The 18,264-nt window shown below is 45.8% G+C and carries 17 protein-coding genes; 16 read left to right on the top strand and 1 reads right to left on the bottom strand.

What is annotated here, in order from left to right:
* Position 1 precedes the first annotated feature (1 nt).
* The 4 genes from NFR88_RS13665 (at position 2) to NFR88_RS13650 (ending at position 3,651) form a co-directional block, all read left to right on the top strand.
* On the top strand, positions 2–1,288 hold the full coding sequence (locus tag NFR88_RS13665; protein WP_251616772.1) for a hypothetical protein: 1,287 nt from the start codon (positions 2–4) through the stop codon (positions 1,286–1,288).
* A gap of 441 nt (positions 1,289–1,729) precedes the next feature.
* Positions 1,730–2,056, top strand: coding sequence for a hypothetical protein (locus NFR88_RS15250; protein ID WP_251616789.1), 327 nt, complete (start codon positions 1,730–1,732; stop codon positions 2,054–2,056).
* Positions 2,057–2,068: 12 nt separating this feature from the next.
* The gene (locus NFR88_RS13655; RefSeq protein ID WP_160202165.1) at positions 2,069–2,389 is read left to right on the top strand and encodes a helix-turn-helix domain-containing protein; all 321 of its coding nucleotides are present in this window, start codon (positions 2,069–2,071) and stop codon (positions 2,387–2,389) included.
* Positions 2,390–2,394: 5 nt separating this feature from the next.
* A complete protein-coding gene (locus tag NFR88_RS13650) occupies positions 2,395–3,651 on the top strand; it encodes a type II toxin-antitoxin system HipA family toxin (RefSeq protein WP_201759573.1) in 1,257 nt (418 codons plus the stop codon).
* A 181-nt stretch (positions 3,652–3,832) separates the two neighbouring features.
* On the opposite strand, the gene NFR88_RS13645 is transcribed toward NFR88_RS13650, so the two are convergent.
* On the bottom strand, positions 3,833–5,329 hold the full coding sequence (locus NFR88_RS13645) for an aminotransferase-like domain-containing protein (protein ID WP_251616771.1): 1,497 nt from the start codon (positions 5,327–5,329) through the stop codon (positions 3,833–3,835).
* Positions 5,330–5,500: 171 nt separating this feature from the next.
* Here NFR88_RS13645 and NFR88_RS13640 point away from each other — a divergent pair, with 171 nt between their 5' ends.
* The 12 genes from NFR88_RS13640 (at position 5,501) to NFR88_RS13585 (ending at position 17,926) form a co-directional block, all read left to right on the top strand.
* The gene (locus NFR88_RS13640; protein ID WP_251616770.1) at positions 5,501–6,694 is read left to right on the top strand and encodes a metal-dependent hydrolase family protein; all 1,194 of its coding nucleotides are present in this window, start codon (positions 5,501–5,503) and stop codon (positions 6,692–6,694) included.
* A gap of 22 nt (positions 6,695–6,716) precedes the next feature.
* Positions 6,717–7,955 (top strand): MFS transporter, encoded by a 1,239-nt coding sequence (locus tag NFR88_RS13635; RefSeq protein ID WP_251616769.1) that lies wholly within the window; start codon positions 6,717–6,719, stop codon positions 7,953–7,955.
* Positions 7,956–8,481: 526 nt separating this feature from the next.
* Positions 8,482–8,805, top strand: a complete 324-nt coding sequence (locus tag NFR88_RS13630; protein ID WP_251616768.1) for a hypothetical protein — start codon at positions 8,482–8,484, stop codon at positions 8,803–8,805.
* A gap of 1 nt (position 8,806) precedes the next feature.
* Positions 8,807–10,789, top strand: coding sequence for a V-type ATP synthase subunit I (locus tag NFR88_RS13625; protein WP_251616767.1), 1,983 nt, complete (start codon positions 8,807–8,809; stop codon positions 10,787–10,789).
* Positions 10,786–11,256 carry a V-type ATP synthase subunit K gene (locus tag NFR88_RS13620; RefSeq protein WP_161908017.1) on the top strand — a complete coding sequence of 157 codons (471 nt, stop codon included), beginning with the start codon at positions 10,786–10,788 and terminating at the stop codon, positions 11,254–11,256. The genes NFR88_RS13625 and NFR88_RS13620 overlap by 4 nt, the downstream gene beginning before the upstream one ends.
* 18 nt (positions 11,257–11,274) lie before the next feature.
* Entirely contained in the window at positions 11,275–11,856 is a 582-nt protein-coding gene (locus tag NFR88_RS13615) for a V-type ATP synthase subunit E (RefSeq protein ID WP_251616766.1), read from the top strand.
* A gap of 12 nt (positions 11,857–11,868) precedes the next feature.
* Positions 11,869–12,876, top strand: a complete 1,008-nt coding sequence (locus NFR88_RS13610; protein WP_251616764.1) for a V-type ATPase subunit — start codon at positions 11,869–11,871, stop codon at positions 12,874–12,876.
* The gene (locus NFR88_RS13605) at positions 12,869–13,192 is read left to right on the top strand and encodes a V-type ATP synthase subunit F (protein ID WP_161908014.1); all 324 of its coding nucleotides are present in this window, start codon (positions 12,869–12,871) and stop codon (positions 13,190–13,192) included. Before NFR88_RS13610 ends, NFR88_RS13605 begins: the two co-directional genes overlap by 8 nt.
* Positions 13,193–14,980: a V-type ATP synthase subunit A gene (locus NFR88_RS13600; protein ID WP_251616762.1), complete on the top strand. Its 1,788-nt coding sequence runs from the start codon at positions 13,193–13,195 to the stop codon at positions 14,978–14,980. It begins immediately after the preceding gene.
* Positions 14,964–16,331, top strand: coding sequence for a V-type ATP synthase subunit B (locus NFR88_RS13595; RefSeq protein WP_251616760.1), 1,368 nt, complete (start codon positions 14,964–14,966; stop codon positions 16,329–16,331). Before NFR88_RS13600 ends, NFR88_RS13595 begins: the two co-directional genes overlap by 17 nt.
* Positions 16,332–16,341: 10 nt before the next feature.
* Positions 16,342–17,031, top strand: coding sequence for a V-type ATP synthase subunit D (locus tag NFR88_RS13590; protein ID WP_251616758.1), 690 nt, complete (start codon positions 16,342–16,344; stop codon positions 17,029–17,031).
* A gap of 442 nt (positions 17,032–17,473) precedes the next feature.
* Complete coding sequence (locus tag NFR88_RS13585; RefSeq protein ID WP_160202178.1) at positions 17,474–17,926, top strand: PaaI family thioesterase; 453 nt, start codon at positions 17,474–17,476, stop codon at positions 17,924–17,926.
* Positions 17,927–18,264: the final 338 nt, after the last annotated feature.

Below are 18,264 nucleotides of genomic sequence, written 5' to 3'. Positions count from 1 at the left end.
CATGAGAAAGAAACTTTTTATCTGTTTGCTTGCGGTTATGATGGTAATCGCATCCCTTTGCCAGACCGTATTTGCAGATTTTATGGACGATGTAAAACAGTCGCCCAATGCAGTAGTCATGGTAAGTGTGGACAATGAAGATTGTCTGGAACTTGAAAATTTAAAGGATTTGAAAGTGCGCCTCACATGTCCGGGCGCAGGACTGGATATGACTGTACCTGTGGAAGAAGTGCAGATGGATGGTGAAACCATGGGACTTTGGCTGGGCTTTCCATCTGAAAAAATCAGCGATGCAATCATGAACAAGCTGGCGGAGATGCAGGGAGAACTGGATTTAGGCGAGCTGGAAGAGGACCCTAAGCTGGACATGACGAGCATGGAAGATGCAGGCGATGTCATCGAAGATATTGAGAATCTTTTGACCGAAGTGGAAATCACTGTGGAGGGACTGCCAGAGGGACACTATGTAGTGGACGGTTCTGCAGCTATTTTAACCCACGAAATCTGCAAAGCTGCAATCGACATGATTATGGAAGCGGCAAGGGAAGAGTTTGGGGAAGTAAATAGCTTTTCTGAGCTTTTTGATAAACTGATGAAGCAGCTGGGTCTTGATCTTGATGAAGTTTTAGATACTTCAGCCTGGACCCAGGAGGACTGGGAAATCCTTGAAGAGATGGGTATTACAGAAGCGGATATCGAGAACATCAAGACTTTGATTGCAAATCTCGACCCCCTGATTGAGTACATAACCAGCGAGGAATTCAGTGGTATTCTTATCGCAAACGCGTATCTTGTCTGTGAGTGTCCGCAAATTTGTGACTATACTGTGGAGCATCGCTATTATGAACGTGTAGACGGAAAATTAAAACTTGTCGGAACTGTTAACGAAGGTGAAAAAGCGAATAACTATTATTTGATGGGAACCGAAGGAGACATCATCTACGCAAAGGATTTTAAGCAGCCGGTATATCAGGGAAAGACCTACGAGTATCTGGGAAGCTACAGTGACTATGCGTTGTATGATGATTACAATTGGAAGTATTATCGTATGAAGTCGCTGACCCTTGGTGACTATGAATCCGGTTCGGGTCTGGTGCTGCGTTATGTCTATGATAAAGATGGCAGTGCAGCTGCTGGCAGCACAGCAGGTACGTCCGGCAAGGGCGATGGGCAATCCGCGCCGGCGACCGGTGATGAACTGCCGCTGGGTACCTATGTGTTGGTGCTGGCTGCAGCATTGGGCTTAGCAATCAGCTGTGTAATCGGCAAAATGACACAATCCCGTTAAATCTAAGACTTTTGTGTCAGTTTTGAAAATCTGGTTTTTGATGATTTGACACTTTCTCTATGAATTTTTAGAGAAAGTGTCATTTTTGTACTTTTAGGAGTGGTAAAGCTGGAGCTCTCTGGGTCTGCAGTGCTGCACACCTCTGTAATCATAGCAATAGAAAGAAAAATTTCCTTCGTTATCATGAAAAAGTGACACAATCGGTGGAAATATCATGTCATAGTGTCAGAATTACTGAAACACGAATTTGAAAAATGACACAATGCATGGAATTTGTGAGGTTTTATGTCGTTTCTGACTAAACGTATTTATCTAGCATGCCCCCCCTTGCGATTCTCCTAAAAAATATATAGATTTTCTCTATGAATTGCGTTTTCCATAGAATATAATAGAAATCGGACATACTAAAATGTAGATATGAAGAGAGGAACGTAGATAAGTTTGGAGAAAATTTTTAAATTGAAAGAGCATGGCACCACGGTCAGGACGGAAATCATGGCGGGTGCCACTACTTTTGTATCGATGGTATATATACTGGCAGTGAATCCTGCTATGCTGGCAGACGCAGGCATGGACAGTGCCGCAGTATTTACGGCAACGGCAGTTTCGGCGGCGCTGTTTGTTCAGAATCGGCACGCTGGTGGCGTAATAGTTTCCTTGACAATTGGGAAGAATAAGATGTATGAGTTTTTTAGAAAAAGCGAAACATTCTTAATGTTTATATTAATTGACATAACGCGGAGTTTTGTCTATAATAATAAACGTTAAGAGGTGATTGCTATGAGAAAAACGTCGTATAATCTATTACCGACCACTGAGGATATACTAAAAACAATGGGCGAGCAAATCAAACTGGCTAGGCTTCGTCGCAATTTGCCTGTTGAGTTGGTTGCAAAGCGTGCGGGGATTAGCCGCGCTTCTCTTTGGAATGTGGAGAAAGGGAGTCCTTCCGTTGCCATTGGCATTTATGCAGCCGTTTTACATGCGCTGAACAACATGGATAAAGACCTGCTGCTTGTTGCCAAAGATGATGCAATGGGACGTAAAATGCAAGATTTGAATCTGACATTAAGAAAAAGAGCACCTCGGAGGGAGGATTAAAGCGCATGTCAATGAATAAAACTATCCTTGTCTATGACGATTTCAGTGGTGCTGTGCCTGTGTTGATTGGAAGGCTTTATGTTGATGTAATTAAGGGCGGAGAAAGCTATTCCTTCGCATACGATGATGAATGGTTGGCTAACACAAAGTTGTCTCTTTCTCTTGACCCTGACCTGCCGACTTACGCCGGTAGACAATTCCCAAACGGCAGAACAATCTTTGGGGCCTTTGCGGATGCATCTCCCGATCGTTGGGGTCGGCTTTTGATGAATAAGCGAGAGCGCAACCTTGCAGATAAAGAAAAACGAAAACCGCGGAAACTTTACGACAGCGATTTTCTACTTGGCGTATATGACGAAGCTCGAATGGGCGGTCTCCGCTTCAAATTAGAGGAAACGGGCGAATTCCTATCAAACGATAAAGAAACCGCCACACCCCCTTGGGCTACATTGCGCACATTAGAAGAGGCGTCGAGACAGTTTGAAAATGATGAAAGGGCTCTGAATGAAAAGTGGTTGAATCAGCTGATCCGACCGGGTTCTTCTCTTGGCGGAGCGCGTCCAAAAGCCACTGTTGTGGATACGCAGGGGCAATTATGGATCGCGAAGTTTCCGTCAAAAAACGATGATAACAATACTGGCGCTTGGGAGAAGGTTGTCCACGACCTCGCTCGCATGTGTGGTTTGAATGTACCAGAATCAAAGCTTGAGACTTTTTCGAAGCTCGGAAGCACTTTCCTTGTAAAACGCTTCGACCGAGACAGAGATAAACGAATTCATTTTGCATCAGCCATGACATTGCTTGGTAAAACGGACGGCGCCTCCGCTGCCGATGGTTCAAGTTATCTGGATCTTGTATCAATTATCACATCGAGTGGTGCTAATCCTACAGAAGATTTGATTGAACTATGGAAACGCATTGTTTTTAGCATGGCGATTTCCAATACCGACGATCATTTAAGAAATCACGCTTTTGTTTTAAAAAAGAGCGGATGGGCACTTTCTCCACTTTACGATGTGAATCCCGTACCGTATGGTGATGAATTATCTCTCAATGTAAACGAGGCTGATAATCGCATATCCATACCTCTTGCCATAGAGACCGCATACCGTTTCAACATCACAGAAAAAAATGCAAAAGAAATGGCAGATGCAATCACCACAATCGTTGGAGACAATTGGGAGAAGTTAGCTACCAAGTACGGTATTCCCCGCGGAAAAATCGAAGACATGCGTCCTGCGTTCAACGCTTGTTATGAGTAAAAAATAGTTAAGTACGATTTGACAAATCTTACTTGACTAACCCAAAAGATAGATAGATAATAAGGTTGTGCATATATTTTATGTACAATCTTGTTTTTTTGAAGAGCTTGAATGTGCACCATTTCCGGTATTTTTAAAGAAAATGGTGCAGAAAAGACAAAACTAATGTTTGGACAATCCCTCATCTGCGCCCGCGCACTGCGGCAACAGCGGCGGACAGCCTGCCGACACCTTCTGCGATTTCTTCCTCGGTTACGTTGCCGTAGGCGAGACGGAGGAAGTTGTCTCCTTTGTTCATGAATGGGAAGAACAAATCGCCGGGCATATAGGAAATGCCCAGCTCATGGGCTTTGTACAGAAGTGCCTGTGGGTTGATATCTTCGTCTAGGCAGCACCAGAGGGCAGTACCGCCCTTTGGAACCTGAAACCTGTAGGCAATTTCATCGTAAGAAGAAAGTGCACTGCAGAGGCAGTCTCTGTTTTTTTTCCCGAAGTCGCAAAGAGTGTCGATGTGGTCATAGATGTAGCCTTTTTTGATAAATTCCGAAGCCAGATACTGACCGATAGGATTGACGAAGATCCGGCTGTTTTCCATCAGCATGGAAAACCTGTTTACTGTTCGCTCCGGTGCGACCATATAGCCCACCCTTACGCCGGGGCAGATGGTGGAGATAAAGGAATTGACGTAGATGACATTTCCCATGGTATCCAGAGATTTTAGGGACGGAATGGGAACTCCTTCATAGCGAAGAACGGAGTCGCAGTCTTCTTCCACGATGGGAATGTCGTATTTATAGGACAATTCCAAGAGCTCATATCGTCTGGAAAGACTCATGATGGTGTTTGTTGGAAAATGGAAGGTTGGTATGGTGTAAATCATGCGAGGTCTGTACTTTACAATGAGACCTTCCAGATACTGGGTCTGCATGCCGTTTTCATCCATGGGAATGGTGATGACATTCAGGGCGAGAGACTGTAGCACCTGCAGCATATCAGGGGAGATTGGCTCTTCGCAGATAATGGTATCACGTGCAGAGAGAAAAATTCGAGCAGCAAACTGCAGCGCTTCGTAGGTTTCGCCCACAATTTGAATTTCCTTGGGAAAAACGTGAATGTGCCGCTTTTCTAAAAGGGATTGAATGCTTTGAATCAGCTGAGGCAGCCCTTGGGAAGGCGCAAAGTCACACCAGTCGAAGCGGCCCTTTTCGGAAAGCTCGCTGAGAATCTGATTCAGCTGTTTTCTCGGATAAAGGTCAGGGGTAATGATATCAGCAGCCATGGAAATCAGCGGCACGTTGGGACTGTCGACACCGTTGCTGTAAAACAGTTTGTCGAAAAGGTTGTCCATTTGCAGATACTCCTCTTTTAACATGAAACTCAGTGCGCCGGGATATCTGCTGCTTTTAAAGCTGCCGCCCCGTTTAAAGTCGGCAGGCTGACTGTACGTTACAAAATAGCCCCTAGGAGAGATGGAGGATTTGATTAGATCCTCGCTGATTAGTTCTTCGTAAGCCTTGACTATGGTATTTCTATGCACGCCAATATTGGCTGCCAGTGTTCGCTCCGCCGGCAGCTTGAATCCATTAGCAAGCTCACCAGAAAGAATCCTCTGCCGAATGTCATTTCGGATCTGTGCGTAGATCGGCGTGTGGGCTTTTCGATTGATAGAAATTTTCATTTGGCACCCTCCGTATAGTCCAAAAGTCGTATGATTTCTTCTTTTTTTATTATAAACCCAAAAAAACGGCAAGTAAACAGAAATTTGGACTATTTAAAAGGGTACCATTTGGAACTTTTTATTTTTGACAGGGAGTATAAACTGATAAAAACGAAACAAGGAGGTAGACCCATGATTGTCATTCGTAATTGCAGATTGGTAAATGCTTTGACAGAAGGCTATGACGGCAGTACGGCAGATGTATATGTAAAGGGAAATAAGATTGCACAGATTCAGGCAGCAGGCACGCCCTATGAGGCAGATGAGCCGCTGACGGTAATTGACGGCACGGGGAAGACCCTAATTCCCGGACTGATTGAAATGCACGCGCATTTATATGGTTTTATCTTTAATTATTATGAACTGCAGTGTATGCCGGAGGGTAAGATTATTTTTGGCGTAGTGGATTTTGCTAATGAGTATTTGAAGCAGGGCTTTACTATGATTAGAGATTGCGGCAGTTCATATAATGCCGTGGCAACCGTAAGAAATGCCATCGAAGAAGGGATTATCAAAGGACCGAGACTGGTGCCTTGCGGTCTGATTATCACACCTACAGAAACAGGAAATAACTGCTTCAGTGATTTGTATTTGGAAGCGGACGGACCTTGGGAAATGAGAAAAGCGGTGCGCACAGAACTGCAGAAGGGCAACGACTTTATTAAGCTGATGGTTAGCGGTGCTTTTATGAACGAAGGCGCAGAGCCGGGTATTCAGGTTGCGGAGCTTGATGAGATTGAGGCGGCAGTGGCTGCGGCAAGGCGCAAGAATACTTATGTGTGCGCCCACTGCCACGGGGCAGGCTCTATCAAAGATGCCATCAGAGCAGGAGTCAGAACAATTGAACACGGTACTTTCCTCGACGATGAAGGGCTGCAGATGCTGAAAGAAAGCAAGGACTGCTACCTGGTGCCTACAGGTGCAGTAGGACTTTACTGTTTGGATACTAGCAACCCGGACATCACACAGGAACTTTATGAAAAGAGCAAAGCGGCGGCACAGATTGAAATCGATAACATCAACAGAGCGTATCGCGGAGGTCTGAAACTGGGTTTTGGTTCAGACATAGACCTTGAGGCGCTTCGCAAACACCCGGGCTATGAATTTATCGCAAGAAAAGAATATTACAATTTTGAAGATCTGGACATTCTGATTCAGGCGACAAAGAACAGCGCGGAGATTATGGGTTACGGCGACGAACTGGGTACAGTGGCGGTCGGAAAACTTGCGGATCTTGTGCTGGTTGACGGTAATCCTGACGAAGATATTTACGTCATGACAAAACCGCCGGTACACGTTTTGAAGGATGGAGAAATTCTAGTATAAAAAAGGAGAAATGACGATGAATATGAGAAAGAAATTAGGACTGGTCGTAATCGTGACCTTTTCCTGTATCGTACTGCTCATCCCTTATCTGGCGTACGATTTTTACAATCAGTTTTTGAATACATACGGCGTGACCGACACACAGATGGGCTGGCTTTTGACCATATACGGCGCGTCAGCTGTTCCGAGTTATTTTATCGGTGGTTGGGTTGCTGATATTTTCAACCCGAAAAAGCTGGTAATCGCATCTTGCGCACTGACAGGTCTGGTTGCCTTTGGCGTAGCCGTCAGTAGTTCCTTCACCATGCTGGCAATCTTATTCTTCCTCTTTGGGATCACAGCAATTACGCTGAACTGGAGTGCATACCTGAAAATTATCAAAATGCTTGGAGATGAAGACGAGCAGGGAAGACTTTTCGCTATGTCGGATATCGCTTATGCTGCGCTGTCGCTGGGTCTGCAGTATATCGTTCTTGCCATTATCACATGGGCGTTGGCAGACAATCCAAACGGATTTAAGGCAGCGTACATCATCTACGGCGCGCTGGCTATTATCGTTGGCGTTGTGGTACACTTTGCGATTCCGAACATGAGCTACGAAAAGGAAGGCAAGGGAATCAAAGAGGACCTACGCCTCATGGGACATGCCGTAAAGCTTCCAATCACCTGGTATTTATCCTTCTTTACACTGGGATATTTTCTGATTCGTTCCAATATCACCTATTTGAATCCTTATTTGACAGATGCTTTTGAAATCAGTATTCCTTTTGCGCAGGCATTTTCAGCAGCGATTAGAACTGGCATTCTAATGATTTTCTCGCCAATCGGAGGTACTCTCCGCGACAAAGGGCATACGGCAAGTTCCATGATTAACAAGCTGTCTATCGGTTGTATTATATTTTCTGTGGTGCTGATGTTAATTCCGCAGGGAAGACCGTACGTCATCTGGGTTATGCTTGCAGCCATTCTGCTCCTTGCCTGCAATGCGATGATGTCAAATTTCCTCTACACCCTGGTAACCACTGCAAAGGTGCCGAATCTCTATGTAGGAAGCGTATTCGGTATCGCCTCTGCAATCGGATATTCGTCCGATCTGTATCTTTACACCATTTGCGGTCATTATCTTGATACGATGGGTAACGCCGGGTATAAGGTTGTCTGGTTTGTCGGCGTCATAGGCGGACTTTTGATGTTTGCGATGGGGCATGCAATTAAGAAGACTTATGGATTTGAGCCGCTTGATGAAGAGGAAGCGCATTAAGATATCCGGTTAGACACCTGCTGCACTGCTGTCTGTTTTTTAGACACCGGTGTGGCAGGTGTCTATTTTTTTTCTGTGAAATTCTGGTAAACTGCAGATAAGTAAATCAATTAAGCCGAGCAAAGAGGAAAAATCATCCAAAAAACATCCAAAAATAGCATATTTTAACCAATTAAAGCGCTTTATCGCATAACAGTGCGAAAGTGTTGGAATTTGGAGATTTTTGTTTTGAGCAGGAAGGTGTATTGGAAAAAGAACATGGAATTGTTAGGAACAGGCGCTTTTTTATCTTGACTTTGACAAGATGTCGGAGGTAATATGGGCAAAGATTCGCATTTTTGTGTTTTGAAAAATGAAAACTGCCAGCTGGCGCAGAAACGGGATATTTGAACTTGTTTTTGTGTATAATACAAAAAAGATATCGAAAGTTTGTAATTGCTGTGATTGTTTAGCAGATTGAATTGGTGGTATAATAAAATTAGGTAAAATCTTCCTGATGCTAGGAAGATGCTATGGAGGTGGGAGAATGTTTGTCGAAGAACTGGAAAAAATTAGGGAAAGCGAATCTTTAGCGGATAGCCTGATAAAGCAGGCAAAACAGGATGGAAAAAAGGCTTTGGAAAATGCAAGGTGCAAAGCGGAGCAAATCATCGAAGACGCAAAAAAAAGTAGCAATTTGCGAAAAGAAGCTTTTATCGCAGAGGGAGAAAGCATTGCAGGCAGTCAGTATGAGGAGACGCTGGCATGTTGCAGGCAGCAATGCAGGGAAATGGCAGAAAAAGCTGCGCTCTGCGAGAAACCAGCAATTGAATTGATAATAGAAAGGATTGAGAGCGGTGTCCATTGTTAAAATGAAAAAGGCTGCTGTCATCGGTCTTGATACAGAAAAGGAAAGTCTCATCGCGGATTTGATGGATTTAGGCGTTATGCAGATTACCCAGCGAGAGGTAATGGATGAAGCTTTAGAAGACTATTCTTCTAAAGAACTGCCGCAGGAGGTAAACGAAAGTATTCTGGCTGCGCTGGAGCTGAAAATCAATGAGACATCTCTGGCACTGGAAACGCTGCAGAAGTTCAACACACAGAAGGAACCTCTCTTTTTCACCCGGCGGGCGATGAAGAAGAAAGATTTTGCAGACCTCTGGGAAAATAGAGAGAAGACTTATGAAGACGTGGCGCATATTTTGGCGCTCAATGACAGACGGCATAAGCTAAGAGAACTGATCAACAAAAAGCAGGCAGACCTTGCAGCCTTGCGCCCATGGCTGGTATATGACCTGCCTCTTGAACAGCGGGCGACGACAAATACGAGAATTAATCTGGGGATGCTTCCTGCTGCGGCTGATGTGGAAAGTCTGCGGCAGAGAGTTTATGACGGCAGAGAGGCAGTATTCTTAAAGGAAATCAATCGTGATAAGGATTTGATTTATCTGGCTGTTGTCACCATGAATGAAAATGATGAAGAAGTGCTGAATATCTTGAAACAGCACGGTTATACACCGGTTCCCTTCGAGGATTTTTCGGGAACTGCAGAGGAAAATCTCAGGCGAATTGCTGAAGAGATTGTGGCAGATGAAGGAGAATGCTCCCGCATAGAAGAGGAAATCACAAAACTTTGTCCGCTGAAAGAATCTGTCGAGGCCGTTTACGATCGACTTATTGTGGAACGTGATAAAGAAAAGGTAAAGGAGAAGCTCCTCAATACCAAACGTACTTTTACACTGGAAGGATGGGTGCCGGAGCCCTGTCAGGAAGCGGCAGCTAAGACGTTGGAAAAGCACGGATGCTGCTATGCGTTCCGCGATCCGAAGGAAGACGAAAATGTGCCTGTACTGACAGAAAACAGTGGGCTGGTGGATCCTTTTGAAGCCATTACGGAAATGTATTCCTTACCGGATTATCGAGGCGTAGATCCGACCAAGTATTTTGCTTTTTTCTATGCCATGTTTTTTGGCATTATGCTCAGTGATGCAGGGTACGGTATTGTCATTGCGATTGCCTGCTTTGTAGTGCTGCACAGATACGCACTGGAGGGTATGACTTACCGCATGATCAAGATGTTCTTCTATTGCGGACTTTCCACAGTGTTCTGGGGTGCGCTCTTTGGCGGCTGGTTTGGAGATTTCTTCCAGGTAGCAGCACGAGTCATGTTTGGCAAAGAGATCACCATACCAGCGCTTTGGTTTAATCCGATTGAAGATCCGACCAAACTGTTGATCTGGTCGCTGATCTTCGGGGTGATTCATCTGTTCCTGGGTATGGGTATTAAAGCATCCATGCTGATAAAAAGAGGACAGTGGAAAGATGCAGTCTTTGATATTTTTTCCTGGTATATGGTTATCGGCGGCGCAGCTATGTGGCTTGCCGGCAGCAGTATCAGCCAGGCACTGGTAAAGCCGGGCATGTACATTGCTGTTTTAGGCGCAGCGATTCTGCTTTTGACCGGCGGAAGAAACAACAAAGGCATCGGAAAAGTTACAGGCGGCTTAAGCTCTCTGTACAATATCACCAGTTATATCTCGGATATTTTATCCTATTCAAGGCTGTTGGCTCTGGGCCTTGCCACCGGGGTTATTGCAAACGTGGTAAACACTATGGGCTCGCTGAAAGGCAGCGGTCTTGCAGGGACTATCATACTGCTTATTGTATTCGCTTTTGGACACACTTTCAATCTGGCAATCAATGCACTTGGGGCGTTTGTCCATTCCAGCAGACTGCAGTATATTGAGTTCTTTGGAAAATTCTATGAAGACGGCGGTGATGAATTTGACCCGCTGCGTAAAAATACAAAATATGTTCGTGTAGTTGAAGACACAGATGGAGGTAGAAAATGATTACGGGAAATGTTTTTGCACTGATGGGTGCAGCAGTTGCAGCGCTGGCAGGAATTGGAAGCGCAATGGGTGTTGGTATCGCAGGTCAGGCAGCAGCAGGTGTTCTTGCTGAAGATCCGAAAAAATTTGGTAAAACCTTAATTTTACAGGCGCTGCCTGGCACACAGGGTATTTATGGTCTATTGATGGCATTTCTGATTTTTATCAGAATTGGACTTCTAGGCGGTGGCATGGTTGACCTTACAGTTTCTCAGGGACTGTATATTCTGGCTTCTGGCATTCCAATCGGTCTTGTCGGCATCTGGTCCGGTATTGCGCAGGGTAAAGCGGCAGCAGCAGGTGTCATGCTTCTGGGTAAGAGATCCGATCAGATGGCAAAGGGTATTATTTATGCGGCCATGGTAGAAACTTACGCAATTTTCGCCCTGCTGATTTCCATCTTAATGCTCTTTAATCTTGGAATTTAACAGATGGGACGTGAAACCATGAGCATAGAAAAAATTACATCAAAGATTATCGCAGACGCGAGAGAGCAGGCGCTGGCCATCGCGGAAGATGCGAAAATGCAGTGTGATGAAATCCTTGCAAATGCAGAGAAAGAGGCAGCAGCCATTTTAGAAGATGGCGAAAAACGCGGTCAGGAAGAAAAAGAAAAACGGATTCAGAGAAAAAAAGCGGTGGCGGATATTGACGGACGCAAGTTGGTTCTGGAAACGAAACAAAAGCTCATTGCATCTTGCTTTGAAAAGGCGGAAGAAGCGCTGCACAATATGGAGGAAGAGCGGTATATTGCTTTTCTTGCGAGGGTTATTGCCAGTACCGAAGAAGCTTCCGGCGAAGTGATTTTGAGTGCAGGCGACAGAGCGCAAATCGGCGATAAGCTGATTGCAGCGCTGAAGGAACAACTGCCCCAGGGTAATTTTACTTTGGCAGAGGAAACCAGAGAGACCGGCGGCGGGCTGTTTCTGAAAAAAGGGCAGGTATATCTCAACTGCACGATTTCCGCATTTTTAGAGGAAGCAAGGGAGCAGCTGATCGGTCAGGTCGCACAGCAGTTATTTCAGTAAGGAGAACGTGCTATGGCAAAGCGAAAAATAGAAGAATACACCTTTGCAGACGCATACATTGGAAGTTTCACACGGAATCTGATGAGCCGCAAGGACATGATGAGACTAGCCTCCTGCAAGGACCTTAAAGCGGCGGAAGCTGTTTTGCAGGAGTTCGGCTACGGGGAAGCGAAAGAACTTTACGATGACGATATCGAGTGGTTTATCAGAAGAGAACAGAACAAACTTTTCGATCTGATTTACGACACGGTGCCGGAGAGAAAAGAACTGTCTATGTGCCTGTTTCCCTATGATTATCACAACATAAAGGTTTGCCTGAAGTCTGAATTTCTGGGAATTACGCCAACGGAGGACCATCTGATGTCCAACGGCGATATCGACTGGAAGCACATGGTAGCTATGGTGCGAGACAGAAACTTCACGTTTATGCCTACTGTGATGAAAGAAGCGATTATTGAGGCGACAGATCTCTTTGGCAGAAGCGGCGATCCGCAGGAAATTGACATCATTTTGGATAAAGCCTGTTACAAGCAAATGCTGCAGGCAGCAGAAGAAACAGGTGAGGATTTCCTGATCGGTATTGTAAAACGGCAGATCGACATTTTGAATTTAAAGACCTTTGTAAGACTGCGCCAGATGAAGAAGCCATGGAGCTTTTTCCAGAAGGTTTATCTTGCAGGCGGAAATATCAGCGAAAGTTTTTTCTTTTCCGCATGGGAAGAAAATTACAGCCAGATTGCAGATAAGCTGACCCCGTATGGACTTTCAGAGGCGATGGCAAAAGGCGGCGCAAAGCTTTCTGAGACGGGAGATTTTGCTCTCTTTGAAAAGCTCTGCGAGGATGCGCTGATGGAATATAACAAAAAGGCGAAATATGAGAGTTTCGGCATTGTGCCAATTGCGGGATACTGGTATGCAAAGGAACTGGAAATTGACAATCTGCGAATTATTCTGACGGGAATTTTAATCGGCTCTACGCCGGAGCAGATTGCAGAGAAATTGAGGGAGCCATATGTATAAGATAGGTGTAATTGGCGGCAGGGAATCGGTTCTGGGCTTTAAAGCTGTAGGACTTGATGTGTTTCCCGCTGCTGAAAGCGAAGAAGCAAAGAGCATCCTGCGCCGACTTGTAAAAGAGGGCTATGCGATTATTTATATCACAGAAGTGCTCGCAAAGGATATGGCGGAGGAAATTGACAAATATAAAGACAGCAGACTGCCTGCGATTATTTCCATTCCAGGAAAAGAAGGCGCAACCGGAGAAGGTATGCGCAGCGTAAGCAAGGCAGTGGAGCGTGCTGTGGGAGCAGACATACTATTTGGAGGTGAAAAATAGATGAGTCAGGGAAAAATCGTAAAGGTTTCCGGGCCGCTGGTCATCGCTTCGGGCATGGAAGACGCCGATATGTTCGACGTTGTACATGTAGGAGATCAGGGGTTAATCGGTGAAATCATAGAAATGCGCGGTGACATGGCGTCCATTCAGGTATATGAAGAAACAGCAGGAATCGGACCTGGCGCGCCGGTAGTTTCAACAGGGGCTCAGCTTTCTGTAGAACTGGGGCCGGGACTCATTGAGACCATGTACGACGGTATTCAAAGACCTCTCGTCGCCATGCGCGAAGTGGCTGGCGCAAATATCACCAGAGGTATTAAAGTACCGTCACTGGATAGAGAAAAGAAATGGGAATTTGTCCCTGCAGTCGCTGCCGGCGACAAAGTCGAGGCTGGCGACATCATCGGTACGGTGCAGGAGACCGTTATTGTAGAGCAGAAAATTATGGTGCCTTACGGCGTTTACGGTACGGTGGAATCCATCACCGGCGGCAGTTTTACTGTAGATGAAGTGGTGTGCACCGTACGCAAGGAAGATGGAAGTCTGGCAGAGCTTACCATGATGCAGAAATGGCCGGTTCGCCGCGGCAGACCATACAAAGAAAAACTTGTGCCTGAAATGCCGCTGGTTACAGGACAGCGTGTGATCGACACTATGTTCCCAATTGCAAAGGGTGGCGTTGCTGCAGTACCGGGTCCATTCGGCTCCGGAAAAACTGTGGTGCAGCATCAGCTGGCAAAATGGGCAGATGCAGATATCGTAGTCTATATCGGCTGCGGTGAGCGCGGAAACGAAATGACCGACGTACTGATGGAGTTTCCTGAGTTAAAAGACCCACGGTCGGGAGAGTCATTGATGAAGAGAACTGTCCTCATCGCAAACACTTCCGATATGCCGGTTGCGGCTCGTGAAGCATCTATCTATACTGGTATTACGATTGCAGAGTACTTTAGAGATATGGGCTATTCTGTAGCGCTGATGGCTGACTCTACATCCAGATGGGCAGAAGCTCTTCGTGAAATGAGCGGTCGTCTTGAAGAAATGCCGGGCGAAGAAGGATATCCTGCTTATCTGGCATCCAGACTGGCACAGTTCTATGAAAGAGCCGGCAGAGTCATTTCTCTGGGTAAAGAAGGAAGACTGGGTGCGCTTTCCGCCATCGGTGCAGTATCTCCTCCAGGTGGTGATATTTCTGAGCCGGTTTCTCAGGCAACACTGCGTATCGTGAAAGTGTTCTGGTGCCTGGATTCTTCTCTTGCCTACAAGCGTCACTTCCCAGCTATTAACTGGCTGCAGAGCTACTCCCTTTATGTAGATCGCTTGACTAAGTGGTATGAAGAAAACGTCAGCAAAGAGTTTCCTGCACTGCGTGCGCAGGCGCTGCTGCTTTTGCAGGAAGAGGCGGAACTGCAGGAAATTGTACAGTTGGTCGGCGTGGACGCTTTGTCCTTTGAAGACCGTCTGAAACTGGAGGCAGCGCGCTCTATTCGTGAAGATTATCTTCATCAGAATGCGTTCCACGATGTGGATACTTATGCTTCTTTAGACAAACAGTTTAAAATGCTGAAACTGATTTTGGGTTACTACGAGATGGCGAAGGATGCAGTGGGCAAAGGTGCTGATTTTGACGCACTGGCAGGGCTTTCTGAACGTGAGTCCATCGGTAGATTTAAGTATATAGAGGAAGCGAAAGTTGACGAAACCTACAACAAAATTATGAACACCATGAAGCAGTCTATTGGGGATTTGACCAGAGGGGAGGCTGATGACGATGATGAAAGAATATAAGACCATATCAGAAGTTGCAGGTCCTTTAATGCTCGTCAAAGATGTGGAGAATGTGACCTACGACGAACTAGGTGAAATTATTCTGCAAAACGGCGAAAAACGGTTATGCAGAGTTTTGGAAATTAACGGTACGGACGCTCTGGTGCAGCTCTTTGAAAGCGCTGCAGGCATTAATCTTGCAGAAAGCTCGGTGAAGTTTCTCGGAAGAGGCAATCAGCTTTCTGTTTCTCCGGAAATGCTGGGCAGAGTTTTTGACGGTATGGGACGCCCTGCTGATGGCGGCCCTGATATCATTGCCGAAAAAAGATTGGATATCAACGGTCTGCCGATGAATCCGGCAGCCAGAGACTATCCGGCAGAATTTATTCAGACCGGTGTATCTGCTATCGACGGACTGAACACACTGGTTAGAGGACAGAAGCTGCCTATTTTCTCAGCTTCAGGTCTTCCTCATGCTGATCTTGCGGCACAGATTGCCCGTCAGGCGAAAGTAATCGGTGGTGAAAGTAATTTTGCGGTAGTATTTGCAGCGATTGGTATTACCTACGAAGAAGCGGATTTCTTTGCATCGGACTTCCGCCGCACAGGCGCTATCGACAGAACGGTTATGTTTATGAATCTTGCCAATGACCCGGCGGTTGAACGTATCGCAACGCCGCGTATGGCGCTGACCGCAGCGGAATATTTGGCATTTGATCTGGGCATGCACGTTCTGGTTATCATGACTGATATCACTAACTATGCGGAAGCTCTTCGTGAAGTTTCGGCAGCTCGTAAGGAAGTGCCGGGACGCCGCGGCTACCCGGGTTATCTTTACACCGACCTTGCGACTATGTACGAAAGAGCTGGTCGTAAGCGGGGGCAGGAAGGCTCTATCACTATGATTCCGATTCTGACTATGCCGGAAGAAGATAAGACGCATCCGATTCCCGACCTGACCGGATATATTACCGAAGGACAGATTATTTTGTCCCGCGACCTTTACAGAAAAGGTGTACAGCCGCCGATTGACGTTCTGCCGTCGCTTTCCCGTCTGAAGGATAAAGGCATCGGTGCAGGCAAAACCCGTGAGGATCATGCGGACACCATGAACCAACTCTTTGCGGCATACGCTCGCGGAAAAGAGTCGCTGGAACTGATGACGATCTTAGGTGAAGCCGCTCTCAGCGATATCGACCTGATGTACGCAAAATTCAGCCAGGAGTTTGAAAAACAGTACGTATCGCAGGGCTATGAAAAGGACAGAACCATTGAAGAAACGCTGAACCTGGGCTGGGAGCTTCTGAAACTCCTGCCGAAGAGCGAACTGAAGAGAATTAAAGACGAGTACATTGAGAAGTATTTAGGGTAGGTGAGGCATCATGGCTGAAAGAATGAATGTAAATCCTACCCGTATGATGCTGACGTCTCTGAAAAAGCGGCTAAAAACAGCTACTCGCGGTCACAAGCTGCTCAAAGATAAGCGTGATGAGCTGATGAAGGAATTTCTGGAACTGGCACGGGAAAACGGAAGACTTCGTAAGGAGGTTGAGGCGGCCCTTGCCGGCGTGTATCGGAATTTCTCTGTGGCAAGCGCCATGATGAGTCAGGAGGTTATGGAAGAATCCCTGATGTTTCCCAAGCAGGGTGTTCTGCTGGAAGTGGGAAACAAGAACATCATGAGTGTAGATGTTCCTGTCTTTGGCTTTAAGACCACGGCGGAAGATCCGACCAATATTTTCCCTTACGGCTTTGCCCGAACTTCGGGAGAATTGGATAACGCAGTAGCCGAACTGGCGGATTTATTTCCGGCGCTTCTGGAACTGGCTGCAAAGGAAAAGCAGACACAGCTTCTGGCAGCGGAGCTGGAAAAGACCCGCCGCCGCGTAAATGCTTTGGAATATGTCATGATTCCAAAACTTCAGGCAACCATCAAGTATATACAGATGAAGCTTGATGAAAACGAGCGCGGAAACCAGACCAGACTGATGAAGGTCAAGGATATGATGCTGGAAGAAACCCTTGCTGAGAAGAGAGCGAAAGATGCGGCGGTTTTTGGAAGCGTAGAATAAAGGATATAGGACATTTTGTAGATTTGGCGCAGCTGGCACCTTGGATGTGGCTGCGCCTTTTGCATGTGAGTTTGTGAGCTGTGGGTGAGAGAATGTGAAAGGAAATTTAGTTTTGCAGAACTTTACCCTTTATTCCTTGGAAAAAAGGAAAATGCAAAGAGTGAGAGGGATCTTTGATGGGTATAGGACTGATAAATCATCGTGAATTGTAGGTGACGCTATGAAATTCTTCGGAATTCATTGATTTGGGATAGGAATTCGGCTTTATCAATGGGATGGTCAAAGGGGTTTTCCTTTTTTTGCGTCAACAAAGGGTAAAGCTCTGCAAAAGGAAAAATGTTTAAGCATTGGACGCTGCGACGCAACTGGGAATTGAAAAATCGGCAGATTTGTGATAGCATGATTTAGTGACACATGAAGACGGAAAGGCGGAAAAGGCAGTTTGAATCAGACAGAATTTGTTGAAGAATTAAAGAGTGTGACGGAAAGCGCGGCAAAGCAGCCGGAGCGGTTTAATGATAGGCTGGGGATTTACTATTTAGATTGTAATATTGAGGAAAAGTGGATTGAACTGGGATTTGACGTAGGGGAGTGGAGCAAGAACCCATCGGGTGATGTGCACGGCGGCGTTATTTGCAGTCTGTTCGATACGGCTACAGGCATGGGCGCTGTGGCGCTGACCCAGAAGAATGTGACGACTACGGATATTTCCGTCAGCTTTTTGAAACCGTTTAGCGGTACGCAGTACGTGTTCCATATTGATTATAACAATGTGGGGCGGCGCATGGTAAGAGCCATCGGAAAAGCATATGACAGACAGAGCGGAAAACTTTGCGCCACTTCTATGAGCAGCTTTATGATAGTTGGAGAACGAAGTATGGCAATGCGGGTGTAAAACACCTGCTTTTTGTTTGGGAATGGCGAAATTGACCGTATTACTGGTTTAAAGTGGGTCAGCGGTCGGAATTTAAAATTGTGTAAATCTAAAATTGACCGTAAACCTGTTTGAGAGGGGTGATGCGGTCAGGAGAAAGATGATAGACGAGATTCTGTATGGAAAAATCTATTGTCTAAACTTAATTTTAGGAATCTGAATTTCCTATTCTGGAAATTATTACAATATACTGGGAAAGAAAAAGTGATTTTATAAAAAAATAAGATGTAAATTTTGATTTTTTGACCGCAGTAAGCAATTTTTGCTTTTCTGCGGTCAGACTTGCTGTTACAGTTTTT

Origin of the sequence: Senimuribacter intestinalis (assembly GCF_943192965.1) — a bacterium.
Taxonomy (GTDB): Bacteria; Bacillota; Clostridia; order Peptostreptococcales; family Anaerovoracaceae; genus Senimuribacter; species Senimuribacter intestinalis.
This window is presented reverse-complemented; position numbering and strand designations above follow the sequence as displayed.